Here is a 23297-nt window from a genome sequence, read left to right as displayed (position 1 = left end):
GGACAAAAATGAAGAAAAGGACAGTACTTGCAGTAGCGTTTATGATAACAGGGTGTATGCTATCGGGCTGCGGAAACAGTAATGAGGGTAAAGCCATGACCGGTCAGCAGGCTGAAAATTCTGAGACCGAAAGTGCCCAAGAGAATGATGTTCCGGAAGAGAATTCTAAAACGGATAAGGCACAGGAAGATAGTTCTCAGCCTGGGGAATCACAGGAAGAAAACGCCAAGGCTGAAGATGCCAAGAACTCTGACGAAGGTGAATCTCAGGATTATGCTGACGCGCAGGAGGTAAACTGTCCCACATCTGAGAAAGAGCTGTTTTCTTTCATGGAGGGAGAATGGGATTTTGTAAATCCCGTCACATTAAGCGATTATGGGCATATTGAAATCGCAGAAGATGGTACGTTTACTTACGGATACACAGGAAAAGATGAGACCTGCAGCGGAGAATTTATATCAAACCATCTGTATAAAGGAGAAAAGGACGTTCCCCTTTCATTTACTATTAATGTGTCCGGAATAGATAAAATATCTTTTGTCGATACGGACTACTATGTTCCTGATGATGGAAAAGACACATCGGATACCAAGATTTATTACGGAAGCTGCGATGACGAAGATTTTATGTACATGGAGGAGACAGGCAACGGAGATTCCTTCATAGGAAGCGTACTGTTCCAGGACCAGAGCAGTGCAGACGGCTCATTTTCTCTTTCATCAAATTCTTTCATAATGCACAGAAAGAGCAGCTCTAAAACGGCGGTATCTGCTAACAGTGGCAGTTTTTATGCATGGATCTGGAAAGCGGATGACGGCGGAATCTGGGCGCAGGAGATGAATCCCCTTACCTGGGATGACGAAAATGAGTACACATTAAACCGCTATACTGCAGCAGCTTTTTCTCCTGAAAACATGGTATCTGCATATTACAAATACTCAGACAAGGTTGACCGTAAGCTTCTGTTAAACGGACGACGCCTTGGAATGGAATATCCAAGATACATGTGTAAACTGACCATCGGCTCAGACGGTAGCCTGGATGATATCGAGGAAGTCGATGATGCATTTTACGGCATGTATGACTTGGGGGACCTTGAACCTGAAATTTCCTATGATAATGGGATGATATTTACATACAACGGCGTAGACTACGATCTGTCCGAAAAGGCTGCGGGCACTGCTATTCTGGACGTTTATCCTGTATACGGAAAAGAGATTGTGGATTGTCATGTATCACCTCATACAAACGTATATTACATATTTGACAAATTCAGAGGAGAATTTTGTTCTGAGGCTATAGAAGGCACGAATCTTATCTGGCTTGATGATGATTTTACTACTGCAATTTACGCTCAGGGTAATGAGGTAAGAGACCTTTGCGGGGATCTTATGTTTGTTGCAGATGGTGATGAGATTGCGAGTCTTGAATTTGTCGATGGTGGAAAAAATGTAAAATGCTCCTCATATATAAACGGCTCAGATGAAGTAAAAGAAGAAGTATGCGAAATGCCTGATCGTCTCGATGCCGCAATGAATGCATATTGCATTTACGAAGATTCGGGAAGAGCAAGTGACTATAGAAAGTTTATGAAGCTCGTTCCTGATGATGCGAAGTTTCTTGCAATTACAGATCCCCAGGTGTGGAGCAGAGATTTGTTCTACCTGTCCGACATGCTTGAACAGAATGCCGTTAACTATGTCATGGTCGCTGCTCTCTACGACAATTCTGTCGTTGATGTTTATCAGGATGGTGAAAAATGCACTGCAACCGGGTACTTGGACAAAGGAAAAAATTGTATGTACAAGATGACGGTTTCAGAGACCATGCCACTATACACCATCAAAGTAACAACAGGTGCTGACGGAAAAGAAACTACAACAGAGTGGCCGGTAGTTGAATTTAGCGGCGAGACCTATCAGCACTGTAAGTTTATTACAGGAGTCAATGAATAAGGGTAATAATATTACCATTCACTCTGACCAGGCCTTCATCCTGCATTCTTCCAAGCTCACGACAGACACTGGAACGCTCAGAGCAGATGTACTGTGCGAGCTGTTCCCTGGTAAATGCAAAAGTGAGATTTGAGGAAGCTGTCAGTTTTGACAGCTTCCTTTTTGATTATCACTACTGAGAGAATCATAGACATATAATTCAAATTTTTAAATTTGCAAAAAACATCTCATTTTATTTCATATTTATAATATCAAGATATATTTATAATTGTTTATAACCATTTATAACTGTTTATAATCATTTATAAAAAGAATTTCTATTTATAAAACTAATAACAATTTATTTTTATACAATTCTTTTTTTTTCAGTCTTGTTGCTATAGAATGGAAATGGTATGAAAAAAACAAAGGGGAGGGTGTCATATATGCTCAAAAGGCTGAAGAAATCATTCTGTGTTGTTCTTTTATTCTTTTTTATTCTCATTTTATCGGTACAAAATAGTAGAGCGTATTCAACATATCCGGATGAGGATTTTGATACAGACAAATATTTCAGTGCTGAAACTACCAAAGAGGTAATTGATATTCTAATGAAAGCAAGGGCAACGCATCAAGAAACTGTTGTTATCCGTGCTAATCCATCCAAGGTTACAATAGAGAACCCCAAAGAGGGGTGGATTGATCTTGACAGTTCTATCTATAACTATTTCCATTATGGATATTGCGGTGGCTTGTTTAACGCTATGGATTATGATGTATTCAGTGGTCCGGGCTGCGAGGGGAGAAAGGCGGACAAATCTGCAGAAGGCTACAATTTTTATAAAATAGTGTTTACCTATCATGATAATGATGATGAGCTTGCCAAAGCAGATCAGAAATTAAAGCAGATTATGGCAGATAGCAAAGCCACAACAGATGCTGAAAAATTAAAATACCTTTATCAGTGGATGAAGCAAAATGTACCTGAGGGAAAGGATTCTGAAACAGGTTATCCGAGAAATTGTAACGGAATATACGGATGTTTATTTGGCGACGGAACGGGTTATTGCTGTTCAACCTATGCCTGCACTATTCAACGATTCTGTGAACTAACCGGAATAAATTCATATATAATTGGCGGAGCTTATATGTATGGCGAAGTAAGCCACGCATTTAATGTGGTTGAACTGAATGAAAAATGGTATGTGATTGACTATGCTTTTGATGATTTCCTCGAGGGAATGGATTCTATCAATAGTAGCAGTACCCATAAAGAGCTTATAAATAAGTATATGCCTGGATATACATTTGCCAAAGAGGATTTTTTTCCTAAGGAACGTATACCTATTACCGAGGACATGGTTACATTAGAAAAAACAGAATACACATATTGTGATGATCCGATAAACCCTAAAGTAAATGTTACTATGAATGGTAATTCTCTTACTGCTTATTCTGACTATACTTTAACATATTCAAATAATTATAATGCCGGATTTGCTTTAGTGACAGTTACAGGAATAAATGATTATACGGGTTCTGTTACTAAAGAATTTAAGATAGTACCCAAATCACTTGACAACGTGATTGTATCTATGCCAAAAACATTATTTATTTGTAATGGAAAACCGATAGAACCGATTCTAATACTAACAGATACAAATAATTGCTTACTATCGTTAGATAAGGATTACTTGTTATCCTATACAAATAATGTTGATGTAGGAACAGCAACAGTGATAGCGACCGGTTGCGGAAATTATACCGGTACAATATCCCGAAATTTCACTATTTGCGAAGATCCTTCTGCTAAATCCGAGTCTGAGAGCGAATCAAAGGAATTATCCGAAGAAAAGACTGAGCAGATAGATAAAAAACAGAAGAGCAGCAGCATAACTAAATTAGATTCCGGTAAGAAATCCGTTAAAATTTCATGGAAGAAGCAGTCTAAAGACATTAAAGGATATGAAATTCAATATAGTCTTGATAAAAAGTTTAAGAAAAATGTAAAGACGATTTCTGTTAATTCAGAGAAAGTTACATCGAAAAATATTAAAAAACTCAAATCAGGGAAGAAGTACTATATACGCATCAGAACCTTTAAGAAATCCGGAAAAAACAAGATTTATTCCAAGTGGAGCAGCGCAAAGAGTGTTAAAGTACTCTGAATGGTAAGCATGTTTTTAATAAATATCAAAATATACTAAAAGATGTTTTAAGCAAGAATAGCTTCAAGGGAATTAAGAAGAACGCTACAATCAAGATTGTTTGCAAGGATAAGAAAACCTTTAACAAGGTAAAGAAAATGCTTAAGAAAGCCGGCGCCAAGAACGCCAAATTTAAATTCAAAAAAGGCTGATAAATGAGGGAAAGCTGGCGTCTTGTCACGGGAACGCCAGCTTTTTTTGAAGAAAAGTTTATTGTTTCTATATTTTCTTATGAGGGGAATCAAGAGGTGTGTCATTTCTCTTGATATTTATATAATACTGTCTAATTCGTAAAAAAAAGTGACTGGAGTGTGTTTTATTTGTGAACTCGTTCATTGATTCAATATTTCTAATATCTTTCCGGAAAATGAAGTGTTCTCTTCGTAGATGTCCTGTTTCAAGATATGTTGCCGGTTCAACAGTATAAATAAAATGGGTTTTAAAAGAGTATGAAGAATCTATAAATGTGAACAATATGCAATTTTTGCGTATTATAATCACATGTATAAAGGCGAATTGTGGTTATTCGCAGGAGTATTAGTAACGCAGGATTCTTGCTTGCATTTCCGATTTTGCGCAAAAGAAGTCATAGTTTCGAATTATAGGTAGCACAGATTATGAACCACAAAAAAAGTCTGGCAACAAGAATATGGATTGTTGTTTTGTTGGCGGTAATTCTTTCCACCGGCTCTTTTTGTGTTGTCGCTCTTTATCAGACTAATACCGCCATAATCAGATCCACAAGACAAAGAATGCTTGATATTGTTAATTGCGCTGCCGGTTCAATAGACGGGGATACGCTTGAGCGTCTTACAAAAGACAGTGTGAACAATCCCGGCTACCGAAGAGTTTATAATGCCCTTGCTGTTTTTCGTGATAACATAGAAGCTGATTCTGTGTATGGAATTAAGGCGGAAGATGACGGCCGTTTTACCTTTACCATCGATCCTTCACTGGAAGAACCTGGAGAATTTGGCGAAGAGGTTATAAAGACAGATGCTCTGGTAAAAGCAAGTAAGGGAATCAGTGCCGTGGATTTAGTGCCATATACAGATCGTTGGGGAACTTTTTACAGTGCCTACAGTCCCGTGCACAATTCATCAGGAGAGATAGTTGGTATTGTGGCCGTTGATTTTAGTATAGATTGGTACGAAGGGCAGCTAAAGGAACAGGTGCGTCGTACACTTTTGCTTTTCCTTATAGTACTTGGAATTGTGCTTCTGATGATAGGAAGTCTTTGTTATATACTGATAAGGGCTATAACATTGCCAATGAAGCAGATTACGGATACCGCGCAGCTTTATCAGAATGGAGATTTCAGCAAAAAGCTTGAGATTGACAGAGAGGACGAGCTTGGCGTTTTATCAAGAGCGCTGCAATCAATGGCGACGGCTCTAACGGAGCAGATAAGAGAGGCAGATGAGGCTAACCGTGCAAAGAGTAATTTCCTTGCCAATATGTCTCACGAAATTCGTACGCCAATTAATGCAGTTCTGGGAATGAATGAGATGATACTCAGAGAGTCCGCAGACCCTGAGATTAGATTATACTCTGAAAATGTCAAAACAGCCGGTTCAACGCTACTTGGCATTATCAATGATATTCTTGATTTTTCCAAAATTGAAGCAGGTAAGCTAGAGCTTATCCCTGAAAAATACGACCTATCATCCGTTCTAAATGATTTAGTGAACATGGTTAGTCCAAGAGTTGATGCCAAGGGATTGGAGCTTGTTCTGGATTTTGATCCTGATACACCAAAGCAATTATATGGGGATGCAGTTCGTATCAAACAGATTATTACAAATATACTTACCAATGCTGCCAAGTATACTGAACAGGGCAGTATCGTTTTCCATGTGGGATTTTCAAAAACAGATAATGATCCCGAAAATGTGCTTCTTGATGTAGCTGTTAAGGATACCGGTATCGGCATCAGGGAAGCTGATGTAAAAAAGCTGTTCTCAGAGTTTGAGAGAATTGAAGAAAAAAGAAATCGCAATATAGAGGGGACAGGTCTTGGTATGAATATTACCAAGAATCTTCTTGAAATGATGGGGGCTACCCTTGAAGTGGAAAGTATTTATGGAGAGGGGTCCAACTTCCATTTTTCATTAAAACAGAAGATTGTAGGTAATGAGGTGCTTGGAGATTACGCATCCTCATATGGGGAAAATCATGATAAATCAGAAGAATACAGAGAAAAATTCACCGCCCCCGGAGCAATAGTACTTGTAGTTGACGATAATGATATGAATCTGGTGGTTTTTAAAAATCTGATCAAACAGACCCTTATTATGGTCGATACCGCTGATAGTGGAGACAAAGCCCTGGAAATGATGAGGGTGAAAAAGTATGATATCATTTTCCTTGATCACATGATGCCTGATAAAGATGGAATCATGACACTGCAGGAGATGAAACAGGAAGAGGATAATCCTAATCTTAATACACCGACAATCTGTCTTACTGCCAATGCTATCTCCGGTGCCAGAGATGAATACATTGCAGCAGGTTTTTCTGACTATCTTACGAAACCTATAGATACGGATAGTCTTGATCTGATGCTTATGAAACACCTTCCGGAAGAGCTTATTGAGATAGTCCATAGTGATTTAGATGATGCCAATTTGCTTGTCCACGGTCCACGACTTGTATATAAAAAGCTGTCATTGTTAATTGATCAGAAGCTTATAGACATAGACAGTGGCTTGAATTACTGTGGCCGGGCTGATGTATATCTGGACTTACTAAAGGCTTTTTATAATCTGGCTGATGAAAATATTGAAGAACTTGATTGGCTCTATTCCAATGAAGACTTTGAGAATTACTCAATAAAGGCAGATGTTATTAAAACATCTGCCAGAATAATCGGTGCAATCAAGCTCGGGGAAGATGCATATAGGCTTGAAGCTGCCGGCAAGAACGGAGATTATGCTTATATCAACAGACACCACGAGAGCTTTATAAAAAAATACATGGATTACAAAAATCTGATTGCTGCGCTTAATATTTAAGTTTTTTTCTAATATCTGTTAGCGAAATCAGATCGTGAAGGTTGCTCCGAATATGTTAATCTTTGGTTCTTTGTTATGCATCTCAAACAGCTTTTCTCTGTACTGGTCATAGCTCATAGCCAGACTATGCTGTTCTTTGTGTTCTTTGCGTTCTCTATTTATTGTTAAATTCTGAATATCTTTGAATTTCATGGTAAACCTCCTCTATCAGTATCTTCATCAAACAACCCATAGGGCATTCCAAACATAATTCCCATGTACACCCAATATTTATCACAATCAAAGTTCGTTCTCCCCGATTACACGGATTTAACTCAGTTTTACACGGAATTATATAATAGTGTACGGATTCATAACAGGATACTAATTAAGCGAAAAAGGAGATAACAGATTATGAATGGCAGAGTTGAATCAGATCTAAAAATAAAGAGAAGTATAGATAAGATACTGGTCGGACAACCGATTATTCTTAGACAGTATCTGGACAATATGTCACAGAATACATGGATTACAAAGAAAGACTATGTACAGGCCGTTAAGATGTATTTTGATTGGCTGCGGGATGAAAGAGGAGTAAAAGATATAACAGTTGAATTCTTATCAACTCAGCTGCCTTTGGATATTAATGCTTATATGGCAAAGATCAAATACATAACAGATACGCAGGGTAATATAAAAGAATCATCTTCTTCAAAACAGGCTCAGGCATGGAGTGCCTTGAAATCTTTTTATGAGTTCTTATACATAAATGAATTTATAAAAGAGAATCCCGTAGCTAAAACCAGAAGACCAAAGAACACTGATGCACCGTGTCAGAAGTATCTTTCTCAAGAGCAAATGAAAAAGCTCATTAAGAAAATTGAAACAGAAAATAAAATAAGTTACCAAAGAAGTAAGCTTAAACCCAGAGACTTAACAATAATAAAGCTGTTACTTACAACCGGTATGAGAGCTGAGCCTTTAATAGAAATAAATATAGAAGATATAGATTTTGAACATCGGACGGTATCCACCATTAATAAAGGACATAAGATAAAAGAATTTGAGCTTATTGGTTCAGTTATGGAGTCTTTAGATGAGTGGCTGCAGCTTAGAGCAAAGATAATGGATCAACCTGTTAATGCGCAGAGTGGACCATTATTGGTCACAATATGCGGCGAAAGATTGGGGTACTGGGGCTTAAATAATGTGGTAAAAACCTATACCAAGCTGATTGGGATTAAAAACGGATATTCATGCCATAAGATGAGACACAGCTATGGAACTGCTGTTTACAGTATGACAAAAGATATCGACTTCACGAGAAAGAAACTGGGGCATAAGAGTATCAACACTACTCAGCGCTATGTTAATGAGGTTGATGATAAGCTTGATGATATTGTCAACAGTAAGCTTAGTGCTATTGTAGGCTAAAGATACAAAGAAGCGTCTACAGAACTGAATGTAAAAATACCGGTGATCCAGACTGTACAGCGGACCACCGGTATTTTTATTTATCCACTATATTGCTGATGATACTCTTGAAATAAAAATATTTGCTACGGTATATGATTCAGGAAACTCTATGTTTTATAATATACCTTACACAGAGCTTGAACATATAAAACTGTCTTCAATTAAAACGCACACCTTCATAGCCAAGGAAAACTGACTGTTGTCATATGTTCAGGATAGTTAATCTGTTGATTTAGACAAAACACGGATGAGCTTTGATATATATGATGTTTTCAAAGGGCTGGAATCTCAAGTGTATATATTTTTAAGGAAAATGGAAAGGATACGAATAAACTAATGATTTACGAAAATGTACTTGCTGCAGTAGGGCATACTCCAATGATACGACTTAACAGAATAGCAGATCCGGAGGGAGCTGAGATTCTTGTGAAATTTGAAGGTATAAATGTTGGCGGTTCTATTAAGACAAGAACAGCACTTAATATGGTTCTGGCTGCGGAAGAACAGGGACTTATAAACAAAGAAACCATAATAGTAGAGCCTACCAGTGGTAATCAGGGAATAGGCCTTGCCCTTGTAGGAGCGGTACGTGGTTACAAGACGATAATAATAATGCCTGATTCAGTCAGCGAAGAGCGCCGGAAGATAGTCAGACATTACGGGGCAGAAGTAATACTTGTCCATGATGAAGGAGATATAGGGGCATGTATTGAGGAATGCTTAAATACAGCCATCAGAATGCAAAAAGAGAATCCAAAAGTATTTGTTCCGCAGCAGTTTGAAAATCCAAATAATACCATGGCACATAAAAATCACACTGCTCTGGAAATAATGGAACAGGTTGAAAAGCCCATCCATGGTTTTTGTTCGGGAATAGGAACAGGTGGAACAATCACGGGTATAGGCGAGGCACTCAAAGCTCAATATCCAACCATCGAAATATGGGCTGCAGAACCTGAGAATGCTGCTATCCTTGCCGGAGGAAATATCGGAACTCATCTTCAGATGGGAATAGGTGACGGTATAATCCCGGAAATCCTTAATCGTGATATATATGATGATATATGTGTTGTATCGGACGAAGAAGCTATAGCCATGGCGCAACGACTCGCCAGAGAAGAAGGAATAATGTGCGGAATATCCAGTGGAACCAACGTTGCCGCTGCAGTAAAACTTGCCAAAAAGCTTGGAAAAGGTAAAACGGTAGTTACAATTCTGCCCGATACTGCCGAGAGGTATTTTTCCACGCCTCTTTTTGAAGAATAAGAAAGTAGCTTTTGGTATCTTAATAGGATAAGCAAAAGTTTCATGATATAATCAATGTATGTGACAAATTAGCATTATCATAAGTATATCCTTTTCAATTAAGGAGGTGTTTATTATGTTTGGCTCAAATAATTCCGAAAAAAGATTCGAGCATCACTCTATATCTATTGACTCATGCGAGAGCGGTGCATTTTCAAACACGATTAGTGGTGAAATTATCATAGATAGAACTACCGGTGTAAATTATTTGTTTGTTATGGGCGGAACCGATAAAGCTGGTTTGACGGTGCTCGTAGATGAAAATGGAAAACCTCTGGTTACCAAATTTGATGATTAGTGCGGAAAAAAGCAGGAATACCAGTTGCGGCGTTCCTATACAAAAAAGCTAGGAGCAGAGAGCTCTTAGCTTTTTATTTGCAACAAATCAAAATGCTGATAGTCTGTCCTCTTCTGATACATAATAGGGACTTGTTGTATCCACATCATAAATTTCATAGAACTTATCAAACTGACCCAATACATAGTTTACACGCTCTTTACCCGGAAGATGTGTATCCTCCACTGCCTTCTTAAGGCCATCCTGCGTATAATAGCATGTATATACTTTCGCATAAGTTTTGAAAAAAGCATCGTAATCAGGATTTTCCATATTCTCAAGAATTCTGAGGCAGCATTCTATACCCATAATATCGGAGAAGGTTTCACCACAGACACGCTTACCATCCAGAGTTATGCCATCTCCAACCTCTTTTCCATCAAAAAAATCTTCTATTTTCTGAGTTCGCTTTGTATACTCCGCATATTCTTCATCAGACATCCACTTATCATAATAGCCTTCATAGTCGTAGTTGCTGCCCTTTGGATCGTAAGCATGCGACAATTCATGCGCCAGCATACATCCCCAATATGCCAGTTTTTCTTCATATGAATCATCGTCCAATTTATTCTCAAGATATCCATCACCAATGACTATGCTGTTATTCTGTGAAAAATAAAATGCATTATCAACTAAAAATGAAGCTGAAAACATTTCCTTATCCGTCTTATCATTTACAAGCTGTTTATCAAGAAAATCATACATACTTACTTTAAGCGCTATGTAATTTTCAAGCGGATTTTCTGCCAGTTCCACTTCTGAAAAGTCATCGGTATGACCATTTTCACCTATATAGTTTTTCAGGTAAAAAATCTTGTGTCCTGCCTGCTCCTTTCCATGCACTGAAAGCCAGTCGGAATCAGCTATTACAGTCCGCATGGTCGTCTTTACATCTTCAAGTATCGTTTCCATGCTTTTAATAGTCTCATCATCAATATATTGATCCTTGTACGTTTTTTCGATTATATTTTTTCCGGGGCCAAACATTGCATTCCTTAGACATATTTCAAAATCTGCCGGGGTCACGTCCGGATAAACAGTGTTGAAGGTAATTCCCTCATCCTCCTTATCAAGTCTTGATAAGCTTACAGCCGCTGAAACAAGTAGATGATCTCTTATTTTGGAAATATTTTTCTCTGTATAATACTCACTCAGGAAATCTATATAATCCATTCTGGAGTAGAACATTTTATCTTTTCCAAGAGCATTTTGCTTACTAAGGATATCAAAAATCGGAAATTCCACATTTTTCTCTTCAAGTATTTTCGAATCTATAAATCCAAAGTATGTATCTTCTGACAATTTCTCCAAATAAGAGGAAATAATAACATCCATCTCATCTGCGTTTTCTACCATCTGCGAAGTCCTATCCTCATCATATCCAAGCTGCTCAAGATATCTTTGTATGGCAGATTTCTGCTCATCTGACATCCGCTCTTTTTGATTTACGGTCATGGGAGCGATGTTGTTTATTACATCTCCCATGTTAAAATCGACTACTCTGTACATGCCAAAATTAAACTGTCCCCAGAATTTTTCTGTAAAAAGTGCATATAGAGCATCCCTTGTTTCAATGCTGTCAATTAAGTCAAGCTTTTCCTTTATCGCATGCTTTGCGCTGCCATCCTGCCATTTTGCATCACGTATCTGATTATATACATATAGAAATTTGTAGAGATCACTATCTTCTGAAAGTGAAGATATATCTGTATCGAATATGGATAGGACTCTTTCATCAATAAGTCTTGATTCTTCTGTTACGTGTGAATAACTGTCATACCCGTTTTCTTCAGCTTTTGCCTTTGCAGTTTCTTTCCATTTATCATTAACCAGGGCATCAAAGTCATAGACGTATTCCTTACCGGTTTCTTCTATATTCGCTTCACTTTCTGTGTTTTCTTCAATTTTACTTTGAGTGATTTCGTTTGGCTGATCAGCCTCTCTTAGTTCAGATGCAGCACATCCTGATGCCTGCACTGCAATAGACATGATTAAAACAGTCCCGGCCAATCGGGCAGACGTTCCCCTTGTGCGACAAATATTTTTCTTTTTCATACCGTTTCCTCCTAATAATTGTTCCCCAATCAATTATAGCAATAATTAAGGCAACAATAATTTAGTAAATGTAAAAAAGCCGGGATCAGACTGTACGTCTGACCACCGGTATTTTACTATTACTTTTTAATAGCCTTTTTAAGCTTCTTTTTTGTTTTTCCTTTGACACCTTTAATCTTGACGGTAGCACTTTTATTTATCTTCTTAAAGGCGTGTTTGCCAATTTTCAGAGAATTATTGGCATTAATAGTTACTTTTTTAAGCTTTTTACATTTATAGAATGCTTTCTCACCAATCGATGTAACGTTTGATCCGATCGTGACAGATTTGACTTTCTTGTTACCATTGCAGGCATTAGCTGCTATAGCTACAACCGGATAAGTTTTTCCATTTACGGCAACTGTATCCAGACAGGCTTTTTTCTTGGAAGCAATCTTTACAGCGGTTGCATTGCCGTTTGTATCACTACATTCGTTAAACATGAATCTAAAATCTGTTACTTTTCCTGTTTTGAAGTGGTTTATAGCTGGCAATTGACGGTGATAAGATTATTGGGACAAGTGGAATGTCTTTTGTAGAGAAACCACCGTATTCCGGATGCCCTAGTGGTAAGATGGGGTTGCTATCCAGTATGTTTACGGATCCGGCATATAGACGTCAGGGAATTGCAAAAGAGCTATGGGTAACTCAAAGGCATTTTTATTTGGTCATTTTTGTCCTATATTCCTTAGGTGTCATATGAAATTGCTTTTCAAATAGCGAATAGAAATGTGTCCGGTTGGAGAACTGTAGGTTTTGGGCAATTGATGTGATGGATTCTTTGGTTGTTATCAGCTCGTCTGCAGCTTTTTTTAGACAAAAGGTCATACCATAGTCATAAAGACACATGCCTGTAAATTTATTCACGATTCTGTTGAGATAATCACCACTGTAATTTAATGCTATTTCGAGTTCAGCGCGGCTAATTCTGCCATTCTTTTCATCCATAAGATGGTCTATACGGCTGAAAAGAAGCTGGTCGTTTCCCATACCCATTTCAACTTCCGTGCAGTGATAATTAGCATTGGAGGATATGAAAAATAGAAGCTCACTAAGGAGACTCCTCATTTTATATGAGGAGCCAAAGTGTGGAAACATCATAGTGTTCAGCATTTCAGTCGCCATCTCATGGAGTGGTTTGCACCCTGATAAGCTCTTAAAAGCGGGTATCATATCCAGATATGCCTTGCGGTCAGGGTTATCCAGATCAGAGATGATGAATTTGTACAGATCACTTTTCATAAATTCTTTTTCCGAATGAAAAGAAGAATGTTCTGCTACTGTGAATAGCTCACCTATCATGCTTGTTGACAGTCCAACAAACAGAATACTGGCTTCAGTATCAAAATTTTCCGCATGTCTTATTCCTCTGTTTATGAGACAGCATGTTCCGGCTGGATATTTGTAATCTACATCCTCGATTCTTTGCGTTACAGTCCCACTTAGAACAATCATAATCTCGTAATAATCATGAAAATGAAGGGGATGGTCGTGAAAAGCCCTGTCGTGACCATAAAAAGAATCTCTTGCATAGAATGACGCATCCTCTGAAAAGGTAATTGCGTTCATATAGTCATTTTCTCCGATCCCGCTGCAGAATTCGTACGTTATCTGGTATGGTAGCTTTAATTGGTAATAATTTGACTCACTTCCGGTATTTATATTAAACGAAGCGTTAGGATTAGTGCTGGTTATATAATCTTTTGATATCTCTTTTAACATAATTCTTAACCTCAAAGCATTCCCATATATGATACAAATTTTAGCACAGAAGTCGGTTCGTGTCATTGTTTTGGATAGTCGAAAGCAATAAAATTTCAATCAAGACAGATGCATGAATCACAGTAAATATCAAGCATAGACACGAATTGAGTATTAGAAAAGAGGAATGGATATGATAAAAAAATTGAAACGACACTGGATGCTGCTATTGATGCTTTTGCCCGCACTCATATATGTTATAGTTTTCAGCTACATTCCTATGACAGGAATAATAATGGCATTTAAGAAGTATCAATACAACGGTGGAATATATCTTTCACCCTGGAATGGTCTTAACAATTTTAAAGCGCTCCTAATCTCAGGAAAGCTGTTTCAGGTGACAAGAAACACGCTGCTTTACAACATAGCTTTTATATCATTTGGTGTTGTATTTGAAATGGGAAGTGCAATTCTCCTTAACGAGATCATACACAAGACTTTTAAGAAAACAGTGCAGTCACTTATGTTTCTTCCATATTTCATAAGCTGGGTTGTTGCAGGAGCCATAATATATAATGTTTTCAACTTTGAGAGGGGAGTATTTAATAACGTCGTAACTTCATTTGGGGGAACTCCTTTTGATCTTTATAATACGCCCGGGGCATGGCCTTTTGTCCTTATCTTTTTGAAGTTATGGAAACAGACCGGATATGGTTCGGTTGTATATCTGGCGGCGATAACAGGTATGGATCAGGAAATGTTTGAAGCTGCTTCTATAGATGGTGCTTCTGCGTGGCAGAAGATAAGGTATCTTACAATTCCCTCCCTCCTACCAACGATGATGATCCTGGTACTTCTTGGTATAGGAAACATCTTCCGCGGAGATTTCGGGTTGTTCTACCAGACCGTTAAGAGCAGTGCACTCCTTCAGCCGATGACGGATGTTATTGACACATATGTGTTCAGACTTCTTATCGACAATGGAAATGTGGGAGTGTCTGCAGCGGCTGGTCTATATCAGTCAGTTCTATGTTTCATAACCATCATGGTATGTAACAAGCTGGTTAAAAAAGCAAATCCTGATTATGCACTTTACTAAGGAGCCTTTTTTGTTGTCGTGCGTATTTTGCACGACATTACAAAAACGGACATCCGACAACATATAGTCAGATATAAATTATGGTTTATAGAGGAGGAGAAAATGTCTGCTGATGTTATAAGCCTTACGGAAGGCACAAATATTGAAGATATAGGAATGCCTGATAAAACAGGTGAAAAGAAGAAAAAGAAAGTTAGCCGTGATCAGATGGCTGTAAATGTTGTCGGTTCAGTAGTAGTTGGATTATTCGCTCTTATATGCGTTTTCCCTTTTTACCTGATAATAGTGGCGTCGATAACAAGTGAGGCATCACTGATAAGGGATGGGTATCCATTACTGCCAAAGCTTTCTGAGTTAAGCCTTCAAAGCTATGCACTGTGTCTTAAGAATCCCGTAGCGATACTTAAATCCTATGGGATGACAATAAGTGTGACCGGTATAGGAACATTTCTTTCTGTCCTTATGGCAACAATGACAGGATATGTGCTGAGCAGAAAGGACTTTCCCTGGAAAAACCAGTTTTCATTTTTCTTTTTCTTTACAACGCTTTTTAATGGCGGACTGGTTCCGTGGTATCTGATGTGCACACGATATCTAAAATTTAAAAACAGTATCATTGGACTCATTCTTCCATTGATGTTTTCAGTATGGAACATGATCATTGCAAAATCATTCATGGCCGGGATTCCTTCAGAGATAACAGAGTCAGCAAAAATTGACGGTGCGAATGACATAACGATATTTGCAAAGCTGATACTTCCACTGAGCAAGCCGCTTATTGCAACGCTTTCGCTGTTTGCGGCGCTTGCATACTGGAATGACTGGTATAATTGCATGCTGTTTGTAACAAATGAGGATATGTTCACTTTGCAATACTATCTTCAGAGGATCCTGGGGAGTGCAGAGGCGATGAGGATAGTGGCTGAAAAGTCAGGGATAGCACTTCCATCCATTCCGCTTGAGGGAATGAAGATGGCAATGACTATAATCGCGACAGGTCCTATAGTGCTGTTGTATCCCTTCGTCCAGAGGTATTTTGTCAAGGGACTTACAATCGGAGCTGTAAAGGGATGATTAACATCTTATTTAGCACCCCGATGCAGATATGTAGTTCTGTATGAGTTACCCTTTGTGGGTTAAAGATTTAAAGGAGGACAAATAATAATGAGAAAAAAGGTATTGTCAGTAATTCTTAGCGTAGTTATGACTGCATCCATGCTTGTAGGATGCGGATCAGCTTCAGGGGAAACAGAAAATATAAACACGGAAAATGAAGGAAATACAGAAATAAAGGACGAAGCTACTGCAACCTCAGCATCTGTATCACTTGATGAGCTTCCTGCAAAAATAGGTGAAGGAATCGTAAAAGCCACTCCTGAAATGTATGGGGATGTTGATTTGTCTGAGCATAATACCGTGAATATTACACTTATAGGTGATACACCTGCTGCGTGGGATGATGTTCTTGCAAAGACAAATGAATATCTGGAGTCCTTTAATACAGATGTGGAAGTAAGTTTCCTCAGCTGGTCAGATTACCAGCAGATGTATCCGCTTACTCTTACAGGTGGTCAGGTAGATCTTATTTTCACCGCACCATGGTGCTTTATGTACACAGAAGCTGCAAAAGGATCGTTCTATGTGCTTGATACTGACTTTATTTCAAAGAACATGCCGCTCACAAATAAATATCAGGCAGCTGAGAGTTGGGATGAGACAACCATTTCCGGTCAGACAATAGCTATTCCTTCAAACCAGGCATCACCTATGGGCAAGATTGTCGCAATACGACAGGATCTTGCGAATAAATATGGAATCAGTTCTCTTGATAACTGGGACGATTACATGAATTATGCAAAGACAATTGCTGAAAAAGAGACACCGGAAAGCGGAATATATGCGCTGGCAGCTTCAGGTGATAACAACGAATTATGGGACGTATACAGACAGCAGGAGGATACATTCCTTGCTCTTGACAGCGATTACTTTGATCTTATTTATAACTATAAAGAGGGATCGCTGCCTGAAGCATCTGATATCAAGCTTGTATATGAGACAGATCTTTTCAAAAACTATGCCCATGACATGAAGGAATTGGCAGATGCCGGGGCATGGAGCAGAAGTGCTCTTACAAACACTGTTACCGATGACGATGCATTTGGAAATCTTCAGGGTGCATCAATCGCATGGAATACCTCAGTATTCACGTATATAGAACAGGCAGAACAGACTGAAGGGGTAGTTGGGGCTGCTTATGATCTTACAAAGGAAAACCTTGTTGGTTGTGAATGCTATTCAAACAATGACATGGCTATAGCTGCTGGAAGCGCTGATCCTGCAAGAGCTGCTATGGTTCTGGATATTCTGAAGTGCGATACATATCTTAACCATCTTTGGATACTTGGAGTAGAAGATGAGCACTATACGATAAATGAAGCAGGGGAATATACTGAGACAGATAAGGCAGGGGATTTTGCTGCATATGCGATTTCTGCATCATGGGCTATCAAAAATGGTGATCTTAAGGAAGCAGGCGGTGACCCCAGGGCTGAAAAGGTAACAGAAAGCTGGGAGGAAAGAGTAGTAAATAATCCCACAGTAACATTTGTATTTGATGATTCAAATGTTACTGATTACAAGGCAGCTGTAAGTGCCGTGCTTAATGACTATGTACCCATGCTGGAGCTTGGCCTTGTAGATGATGTGGATTCTACAATAGATGAGATGATCAAGGCTTGCTATGATTCAGGACTTCAGAATGTTCTTGATGAATTCAGCACGCAGTATGATGCATGGAAAGCAACAAGATAAATAAGACAGATTGAAAAGCCGCCATGTGCGGCTTTTCTAAAATAATAAAAACAAAGGACTATCGAATATGAAAAATAAGTTTGCATATGGGGCTGATCTTGGATGGATGACCCAGCTAGAGGACAGAGGATTTAAATGGATTAATGAAAAAGGTAAAAATGTATCCTGTTTGGAGGCAGTAAAGGAAAAAGGTACCGATTCAGTGAGATTCAGGATATTTGTTGATCCTCCAAGGGAAGGCTATGTTGAGGAAAAAGATGGGACTATGGTAATGCTTGGATACTGCGATGCGTCAAGGGTGGCAGAGGCTGCGTTAAGGGCAAAAAAAGCCGGTATGCGCATCATGCTGGATTTCCATTATAGTGATGAGTTTGCAGATCCTAAAAAACAGTATATTCCCAGAGCGTGGGCAGGACTATCCCATGAGGAGTTATGCAAAAAGGTTGGAGAGCATACTGAAAATGTTCTGAATATCATGAAAGATATGGATATATCTCCGGAATGGGTCCAGGTTGGAAATGAGATAAATCCCGGGATGATGCATCCTATGGGAGATCTTGAAAAACATCCTGTGCAGCTGGTCGAATACATAAATAGTGGGTATCTGGCTGTAAAAAGGGTGTTTCCGAATTGTAAAGTTGTTCTTCATCTTGCAAGCGGTCAGCATCCTGACTGGGTAATGCCATTCCTGGAAAACTTTTTTGATAATGGTGGGATGACAGATATCCTTGGTTTTTCAGATTATCCATACTGGTGTGACCTGATAAATAAGGAGAATCCGGAAGAAAATGTGGATTCCAGTATAAACAATTGGGCAAGGTGCATTGATATGTACAGAGATAAATTCCATAAGCCTGTAATGATCGCGGAAATAGGCGGACCGGAATATGAGGCACAAGAAACAAGACAGCTCATAGGAGACACTATCAGGATGCTTAAAAAAGTACCGGATAACGAAGGGCTTGGGATTTTTTACTGGGAACCGGAAGTATGCTCAGAAGTTCTTCCGGATGCATATCCACTTGGAGCTTCAAAGCTGACAAAGAACTATACCCTTCAGCTTACTGAAGCGCTGTCAGCATATAAAGATGCATAAATCATGTTATTTTAATAATGACGAAGATAGAACAGGGATAGTTGTAGAAGCACTGTCTGTGTATAAGTATTCTTAAATAGAATGCCAAGATGCTGAGTCAAGAAATAGCGCTTGCGCTGGGGGGGCAAATATCTTCCACTGGAAATAATGACATATTCTTTTGCGGGATAGGTACACAGGCAATAGGGCTTGCTTCAATGGGCTATAATGTTACCGCTTCTGATATCAGTGATGGAGAATTGTCAGAGGCGAAGGAAAGAGCCGAAAAGAATAATGTGAAAATTCATTTTGAACACGCAGACTTTTGTGCTTTGTCTGATACATTTAAAAATCAATTCGATATTGTGATTGCGATGGATAACGCTTTGCCACATATGCTCACAAGTGAGTCGTTAGAGCGCGCTATAGCAAGCATTGTGGACCAGACAAAGATAGGTGGAATAATAGTTGCGAGCATTAGGGATTATGATTCTATTCTTGCTGAAAAACCATCATATTCTCCACCGTATATTCATAAAACAGAACGGGGACAAAGAGTTTCTTTTCAGACTTGGGCATGGAAGGATGATAATTATCAGTTGACTCAGTATATAATTGATGATGAAAACGCGCTAGAAATCAGTAAGTTCGAGTGTGAATATAGGGCTACCCGCAGAAAAGAAATGACAAATATGTTTCTTTCTAAAGGTTGTACCGATGTGGCTTGGAAGTTCCCGGAAGAGACAGGTTTTTATCAACCGATAGTAATAGCCAAGAAGTAAGCAGGCACGTTCGAGGGTCTGGAGTTTGATTTCCAGACCCTTTTTTATTTTACAAATCTCTTATAATCTTGACGATCGTCTATAATGTATTCTACTTTAATTACGTTTGATTCATAGTAAGTCTGATAAACAGCCCAAAGGTGACGCCATATGTGGTAAGCTCTGTATTTTTTTGGAAGATCTTCAAGTCTTCCGCTACCAGCTTCTGGATTGTTTTCCAGCGTATCAAGCATGAACTCGAAACTGTCAATCAGGTCATTTGCTACATCAGGACCGTTATCCGCTTCACAGGTATCAACCCACATAAAGAGGATATCCTTAGCTTCAGGTGAGAGTTCGACAGTGCATTTAACCATTTCTTCTTGACCTCAATTCTGCAAGGACATCGCGGCCATTAAAGTCAGGTCTTCCGGCTAGTCTTTTCTCTTCGATTTCAACAAGTTTTTCCCTAAGTGCAAGTGTGCGTTCTCTTTCATCATAGGTTTCAATATCCATGACAACAAGATCCCCCTCACCATTTTTTGTTAGGAAAACAGGAGACTTTGTTTCTTTGCACAGGTCAGATATCTCATTATAATTCTGTCTTATCTTAGCAGAAGGTCTTATAAGTGTCTGCATTTGACCACCTCCAATTTGTATAGCACTATTATGACTATATTATAACTTAATATTACTATGGCATCAACAATTCAGTAAATGGAAAAAGCCAGGATCACATAATTGTATTCCTTTTTTGTTTTAAATGTATAGTTTAATTTTTGCACATATAGGAGATAGAAGAAAAAAGTAATTTTCTTTGTTTTGTGATTTTTTATTTCATTATAGCGGTTTGCTTTATCTCCGATAAAACAGCATTTTTATAGACAGAGATTTTGAATTTAATTGTGTATCTTAAGGGCTATCAGATAATATACAACAACCCCCTCCATCATTAAGGTGATAGAGGGGGTAACACTAGCAGATCTTTAATTATTTTGTTTTTGCTTTCTTGATACTACTCCAAGAAGAATAAATCTGTTTGCCGGATACTGTCTTGTAAGCTCTGATGCGGACATAATAAGTTTTACTCTTTTTAAGTTTCTTCAATGTAGCAGAAGATTTTGCAGAAACATTTATTGTCTTTGTCTTGTTCTTTTTAAATGACTTTGCTGTAGAATATTGAATTTCATAACCTATAGCATTATCTACGGATTTCCACGAAACAGAAAGTTTTTTGTTTCCTCTTTTTATCTTGGAAATACTCGTTGCCTCAATAGTTGTTTCTACATCTGTTGTCGAAACTGGCGTATTATTGCTATCGACTTGTGGCGTCTTTGTGGTCTCTGTTGAAGTAGTTTCTTTGGTATCTATATTGTCGATGGCAGGAGTTACTTTTGAATCATTACTATCAACTGCAGGCTTGTTTTGAGATTCTTTGTTTTCGGCAGTTGATGTGCTAGGTGATTCATTATTACCTGTAGCAGGAGTATCTGTCTTTTCTGTAGCCGGATTTTCCTTTGGCTCATCTGTTTTTGACGAAGGTGTATCATTCGGTTCTTTATTTTCTGTAGCAGGAGTGTCTTTGGGTTCAATAACTTCCCATTTTGCATACAATGTAAGAGGATTGTCATTTACAACATTTTTGGCAAAATCCCATTCGGCTCCATTTTTATCGAACCAACCTATAAACTTGAAACCTTCCTTCGTAGGATTTTCAGGAATATCTGATGCTCCAATAGTTGTTCCTAAAGTGGTATATACTGATGTGACAGAATTTCCACCCTGAGAATCAAATTTAATTTCAACTTGATGGCATTCTTCCCATGTAGGAACAATAATGTGTTCTTTTTTTACATTGGCAAAATTACTATATTTGTCATAAACAATAATTTGTATCTTATATTCTCCAGTTTTATTGTTGTGATTGCTTGTACTTACATGACAATGATATCTTCCATCAGAAAATTCAACTTTCTCTGTATGCTTACTAGTATTTTTGTCATCTTCGATTTTGTAAGAATACATATCGACTGACTTGATAGCACTATCATCAGTTATGATGCAAGAAAAATCAAAACCATCAGAATCCAAATTTGATACTACCATATCCGAAACAATAGGCGGTTGCGTCTCCATATTTATACGAACGGTATTGGTCTTGAATTCGGTACCGGATTGCATTTTTACATATAGATAAGCGTCGTATTTTTTATCAAACTCAAAAGAGAGTGTTTTACCAAAGCTAAATGGATTCTTAGTTGTTGAATTTGAGTATGCTTCAATCCAAGTAGTTTGGTCAGCAAGCTTATATCTTATTCCATATGACTGAATTGTTCCGGTATATGATATGTTAGCACAATCAAAAAAGACACCGCCATTAACATACTCGTGTATAGTTAATGGTTCTCCGAAATTAACAGTTTCCTTTTCATTAATTGTTACTGTCCTTTGATCAAATAAAACATTTGAACCGCCACCTGTATTTATTGCATAAAAGTAAATAGGCTGTGAACCTGTCTTACTGGTGGAAATAGTGTCTGAGAAACCATGGTAATCACCAACATTAAATGCATTGTTTACATCAGGGCGATATTTGTCTGCTTTTATTACATGGCCTTCACCACTTCCAGCTGGGCCACCGATGTACACATGAACTTCGATAGGAGATGAAGTATTATCTTTGTCAAAAGCCCAACCTCTTACTTGGATATTGCCATAACCGCCATTTGCAATATCAGTACATCCTTGTGGATCATAACTTGTTGTAGCTGAATAGTTTGGACGTAAAAAAATGAGTCTCGAATTTCTGCCTGAAGTAGATAAGCTTTTCCAAGCTTTAGAAACGGATTCCCCCTTTTTTACAATATTTCCTTCAGCAGCATGCTTTCCACCATTATCAACTACGATGCCCACATGATCTGCATCAGGATTTCCTTCCTGATAATCATAGAAAACGATATCGCCAGGTCTAGCCTCTGATTGTGAAATGACGCGTGCTCCACATGAATTAATCATTTTTTTTCTCAATTCATCTGCGTATCCTTCTCCGCTGAAGCTATTTGGTATTGCATCTTCAGCACCCGCTAAGCGAGCGCAGTCTTCTACAAAATATGCACACCAAGCTACGCCATATTTAAATGTGCTATCAGTTAAGCCATCTTGAGCTTGGGCTATGGATACAATATCTCTTGCTTTATCGCCTGTGATAGTATATGTTTTCCTAAAATTTGCTGAGCGGTTAACTGCATATACAGTTAAGCTAGAATTAAATAGAATAATGAATGAAAAAATGCATGCAAAAGAAATTGCAAGTAACAGAAAATGATGGTGCTTAGATTTACGCATAGGAACCCTCCAATATTTTTTTGACTTGTGCAGCCATTTTTTTGCAACTGGCTGACATGTTAAAGTCCCTATAGCTTTGCGTCCTATGGTTTCCAGTTAGTTTGCTTTTAAAATTAATAATATTTTAAGATTTATAAAAATTGATGTCAATTGAATTAT

General features: G+C 38.2%; 20 protein-coding genes and 1 riboswitch. Of the genes, 12 read left to right on the top strand and 8 right to left on the bottom strand.

From position 1 onward, the window contains the following. The first annotated feature begins 8 nt into the window (after positions 1 to 8). On the top strand, positions 9 to 1955 hold the full coding sequence (locus BV60_RS0100745; protein WP_029318921.1) for a hypothetical protein: 1947 nt from the start codon (positions 9 to 11) through the stop codon (positions 1953 to 1955). Here the strand turns inward: BV60_RS0100745 and BV60_RS24305 are convergent. After that, positions 1945 to 2100, bottom strand: a complete 156-nt coding sequence (locus tag BV60_RS24305) for a helix-turn-helix domain-containing protein (RefSeq protein WP_255358077.1) — start codon at positions 2098 to 2100, stop codon at positions 1945 to 1947. The two genes, BV60_RS0100745 and BV60_RS24305, sit on opposite strands and share 11 nt — an antisense overlap. A gap of 280 nt (positions 2101 to 2380) precedes the next feature. Here BV60_RS24305 and BV60_RS0100735 point away from each other — a divergent pair, with 280 nt between their 5' ends. Continuing rightward, entirely contained in the window at positions 2381 to 4102 is a 1722-nt protein-coding gene (locus BV60_RS0100735) for a fibronectin type III domain-containing protein (protein ID WP_029318920.1), read from the top strand. A 656-nt stretch (positions 4103 to 4758) separates the two neighbouring features. Next, positions 4759 to 7155: a response regulator gene (locus BV60_RS0100725; RefSeq protein WP_051656404.1), complete on the top strand. Its 2397-nt coding sequence runs from the start codon at positions 4759 to 4761 to the stop codon at positions 7153 to 7155. A 27-nt stretch (positions 7156 to 7182) separates the two neighbouring features. On the opposite strand, the gene BV60_RS22910 is transcribed toward BV60_RS0100725, so the two are convergent. Continuing rightward, positions 7183 to 7347, bottom strand: coding sequence for a hypothetical protein (locus BV60_RS22910; protein ID WP_156035896.1), 165 nt, complete (start codon positions 7345 to 7347; stop codon positions 7183 to 7185). 201 nt (positions 7348 to 7548) lie between these two features. On the opposite strand from BV60_RS22910, the gene BV60_RS0100715 reads away from it, so the two are divergent. The 3 genes from BV60_RS0100715 (at position 7549) to BV60_RS0100705 (ending at position 10213) form a co-directional block, all read left to right on the top strand. Continuing rightward, complete coding sequence (locus BV60_RS0100715; protein ID WP_029318917.1) at positions 7549 to 8568, top strand: tyrosine-type recombinase/integrase; 1020 nt, start codon at positions 7549 to 7551, stop codon at positions 8566 to 8568. Between the two features lie 378 nt (positions 8569 to 8946). Beyond that, positions 8947 to 9876: a cysteine synthase A gene (gene cysK / locus BV60_RS0100710; protein ID WP_029318916.1), complete on the top strand. Its 930-nt coding sequence runs from the start codon at positions 8947 to 8949 to the stop codon at positions 9874 to 9876. A gap of 115 nt (positions 9877 to 9991) precedes the next feature. Next, entirely contained in the window at positions 9992 to 10213 is a 222-nt protein-coding gene (locus tag BV60_RS0100705) for a DUF6440 family protein (protein WP_029318915.1), read from the top strand. An 87-nt stretch (positions 10214 to 10300) separates the two neighbouring features. Here the strand turns inward: BV60_RS0100705 and BV60_RS0100700 are convergent, their stop codons facing one another. Beyond that, entirely contained in the window at positions 10301 to 12307 is a 2007-nt protein-coding gene (locus tag BV60_RS0100700) for a M13-type metalloendopeptidase (RefSeq protein WP_029318914.1), read from the bottom strand. 119 nt (positions 12308 to 12426) lie between these two features. Beyond that, positions 12427 to 12789, bottom strand: coding sequence for a leucine-rich repeat protein (locus BV60_RS0100695; RefSeq protein WP_029318913.1), 363 nt, complete (start codon positions 12787 to 12789; stop codon positions 12427 to 12429). Between the two features lie 44 nt (positions 12790 to 12833). Here BV60_RS0100695 and BV60_RS24300 point away from each other — a divergent pair, with 44 nt between their 5' ends. Continuing rightward, the gene (locus BV60_RS24300) at positions 12834 to 13049 is read left to right on the top strand and encodes a GNAT family N-acetyltransferase (RefSeq protein ID WP_081846513.1); all 216 of its coding nucleotides are present in this window, start codon (positions 12834 to 12836) and stop codon (positions 13047 to 13049) included. Here BV60_RS24300 and BV60_RS0100690 read toward each other — a convergent pair. After that, positions 13007 to 14068, bottom strand: coding sequence for an AraC family transcriptional regulator (locus BV60_RS0100690; protein ID WP_029318912.1), 1062 nt, complete (start codon positions 14066 to 14068; stop codon positions 13007 to 13009). The genes BV60_RS24300 and BV60_RS0100690 overlap by 43 nt on opposite strands. Positions 14069 to 14240: 172 nt before the next feature. Here BV60_RS0100690 and BV60_RS0100685 point away from each other — a divergent pair, with 172 nt between their 5' ends. The 5 genes from BV60_RS0100685 (at position 14241) to BV60_RS0100665 (ending at position 19814) form a co-directional block, all read left to right on the top strand. Further along, positions 14241 to 15146, top strand: coding sequence for an ABC transporter permease (locus tag BV60_RS0100685; RefSeq protein ID WP_242840915.1), 906 nt, complete (start codon positions 14241 to 14243; stop codon positions 15144 to 15146). Positions 15147 to 15248: 102 nt separating this feature from the next. Continuing rightward, positions 15249 to 16220 (top strand): carbohydrate ABC transporter permease, encoded by a 972-nt coding sequence (locus tag BV60_RS0100680; RefSeq protein WP_330376160.1) that lies wholly within the window; start codon positions 15249 to 15251, stop codon positions 16218 to 16220. A gap of 90 nt (positions 16221 to 16310) precedes the next feature. Then, positions 16311 to 17957 carry a DUF3502 domain-containing protein gene (locus BV60_RS0100675; RefSeq protein WP_029318909.1) on the top strand — a complete coding sequence of 549 codons (1647 nt, stop codon included), beginning with the start codon at positions 16311 to 16313 and terminating at the stop codon, positions 17955 to 17957. 67 nt (positions 17958 to 18024) lie between these two features. Beyond that, positions 18025 to 19053 (top strand): glycosyl hydrolase 53 family protein, encoded by a 1029-nt coding sequence (locus BV60_RS0100670; protein ID WP_051656403.1) that lies wholly within the window; start codon positions 18025 to 18027, stop codon positions 19051 to 19053. Positions 19054 to 19142: 89 nt separating this feature from the next. Beyond that, the gene (locus BV60_RS0100665; RefSeq protein WP_051656402.1) at positions 19143 to 19814 is read left to right on the top strand and encodes a class I SAM-dependent methyltransferase; all 672 of its coding nucleotides are present in this window, start codon (positions 19143 to 19145) and stop codon (positions 19812 to 19814) included. A 44-nt stretch (positions 19815 to 19858) separates the two neighbouring features. Here the strand turns inward: BV60_RS0100665 and BV60_RS0100660 are convergent, their stop codons facing one another. The 3 genes from BV60_RS0100660 to BV60_RS0100650 all read right to left on the bottom strand — a co-directional run bounded on the left by BV60_RS0100660 (position 19859) and on the right by BV60_RS0100650 (position 23138). Then, positions 19859 to 20170: a type II toxin-antitoxin system RelE/ParE family toxin gene (locus BV60_RS0100660; RefSeq protein WP_029318906.1), complete on the bottom strand. Its 312-nt coding sequence runs from the start codon at positions 20168 to 20170 to the stop codon at positions 19859 to 19861. Beyond that, a complete protein-coding gene (locus tag BV60_RS0100655; RefSeq protein ID WP_029318905.1) occupies positions 20163 to 20432 on the bottom strand; it encodes a type II toxin-antitoxin system prevent-host-death family antitoxin in 270 nt (89 codons plus the stop codon). The genes BV60_RS0100660 and BV60_RS0100655 overlap by 8 nt, the downstream gene beginning before the upstream one ends. A gap of 351 nt (positions 20433 to 20783) precedes the next feature. Next, positions 20784 to 23138, bottom strand: coding sequence for an InlB B-repeat-containing protein (locus tag BV60_RS0100650; RefSeq protein WP_029318904.1), 2355 nt, complete (start codon positions 23136 to 23138; stop codon positions 20784 to 20786). A gap of 39 nt (positions 23139 to 23177) precedes the next feature. Beyond that, a riboswitch (cyclic di-GMP riboswitch) is annotated at positions 23178 to 23254 on the bottom strand. Between the last annotated feature and the right edge of the window lie 43 nt (positions 23255 to 23297).

It is taken from the genome of Butyrivibrio sp. AE3004 (assembly GCF_000703165.1).
Lineage (GTDB): Bacteria > Bacillota > Clostridia > Lachnospirales > Lachnospiraceae > Butyrivibrio.
Note: the sequence above shows the minus strand (reverse complement) of the source record. Positions and strands in the feature narration are given on the sequence as shown.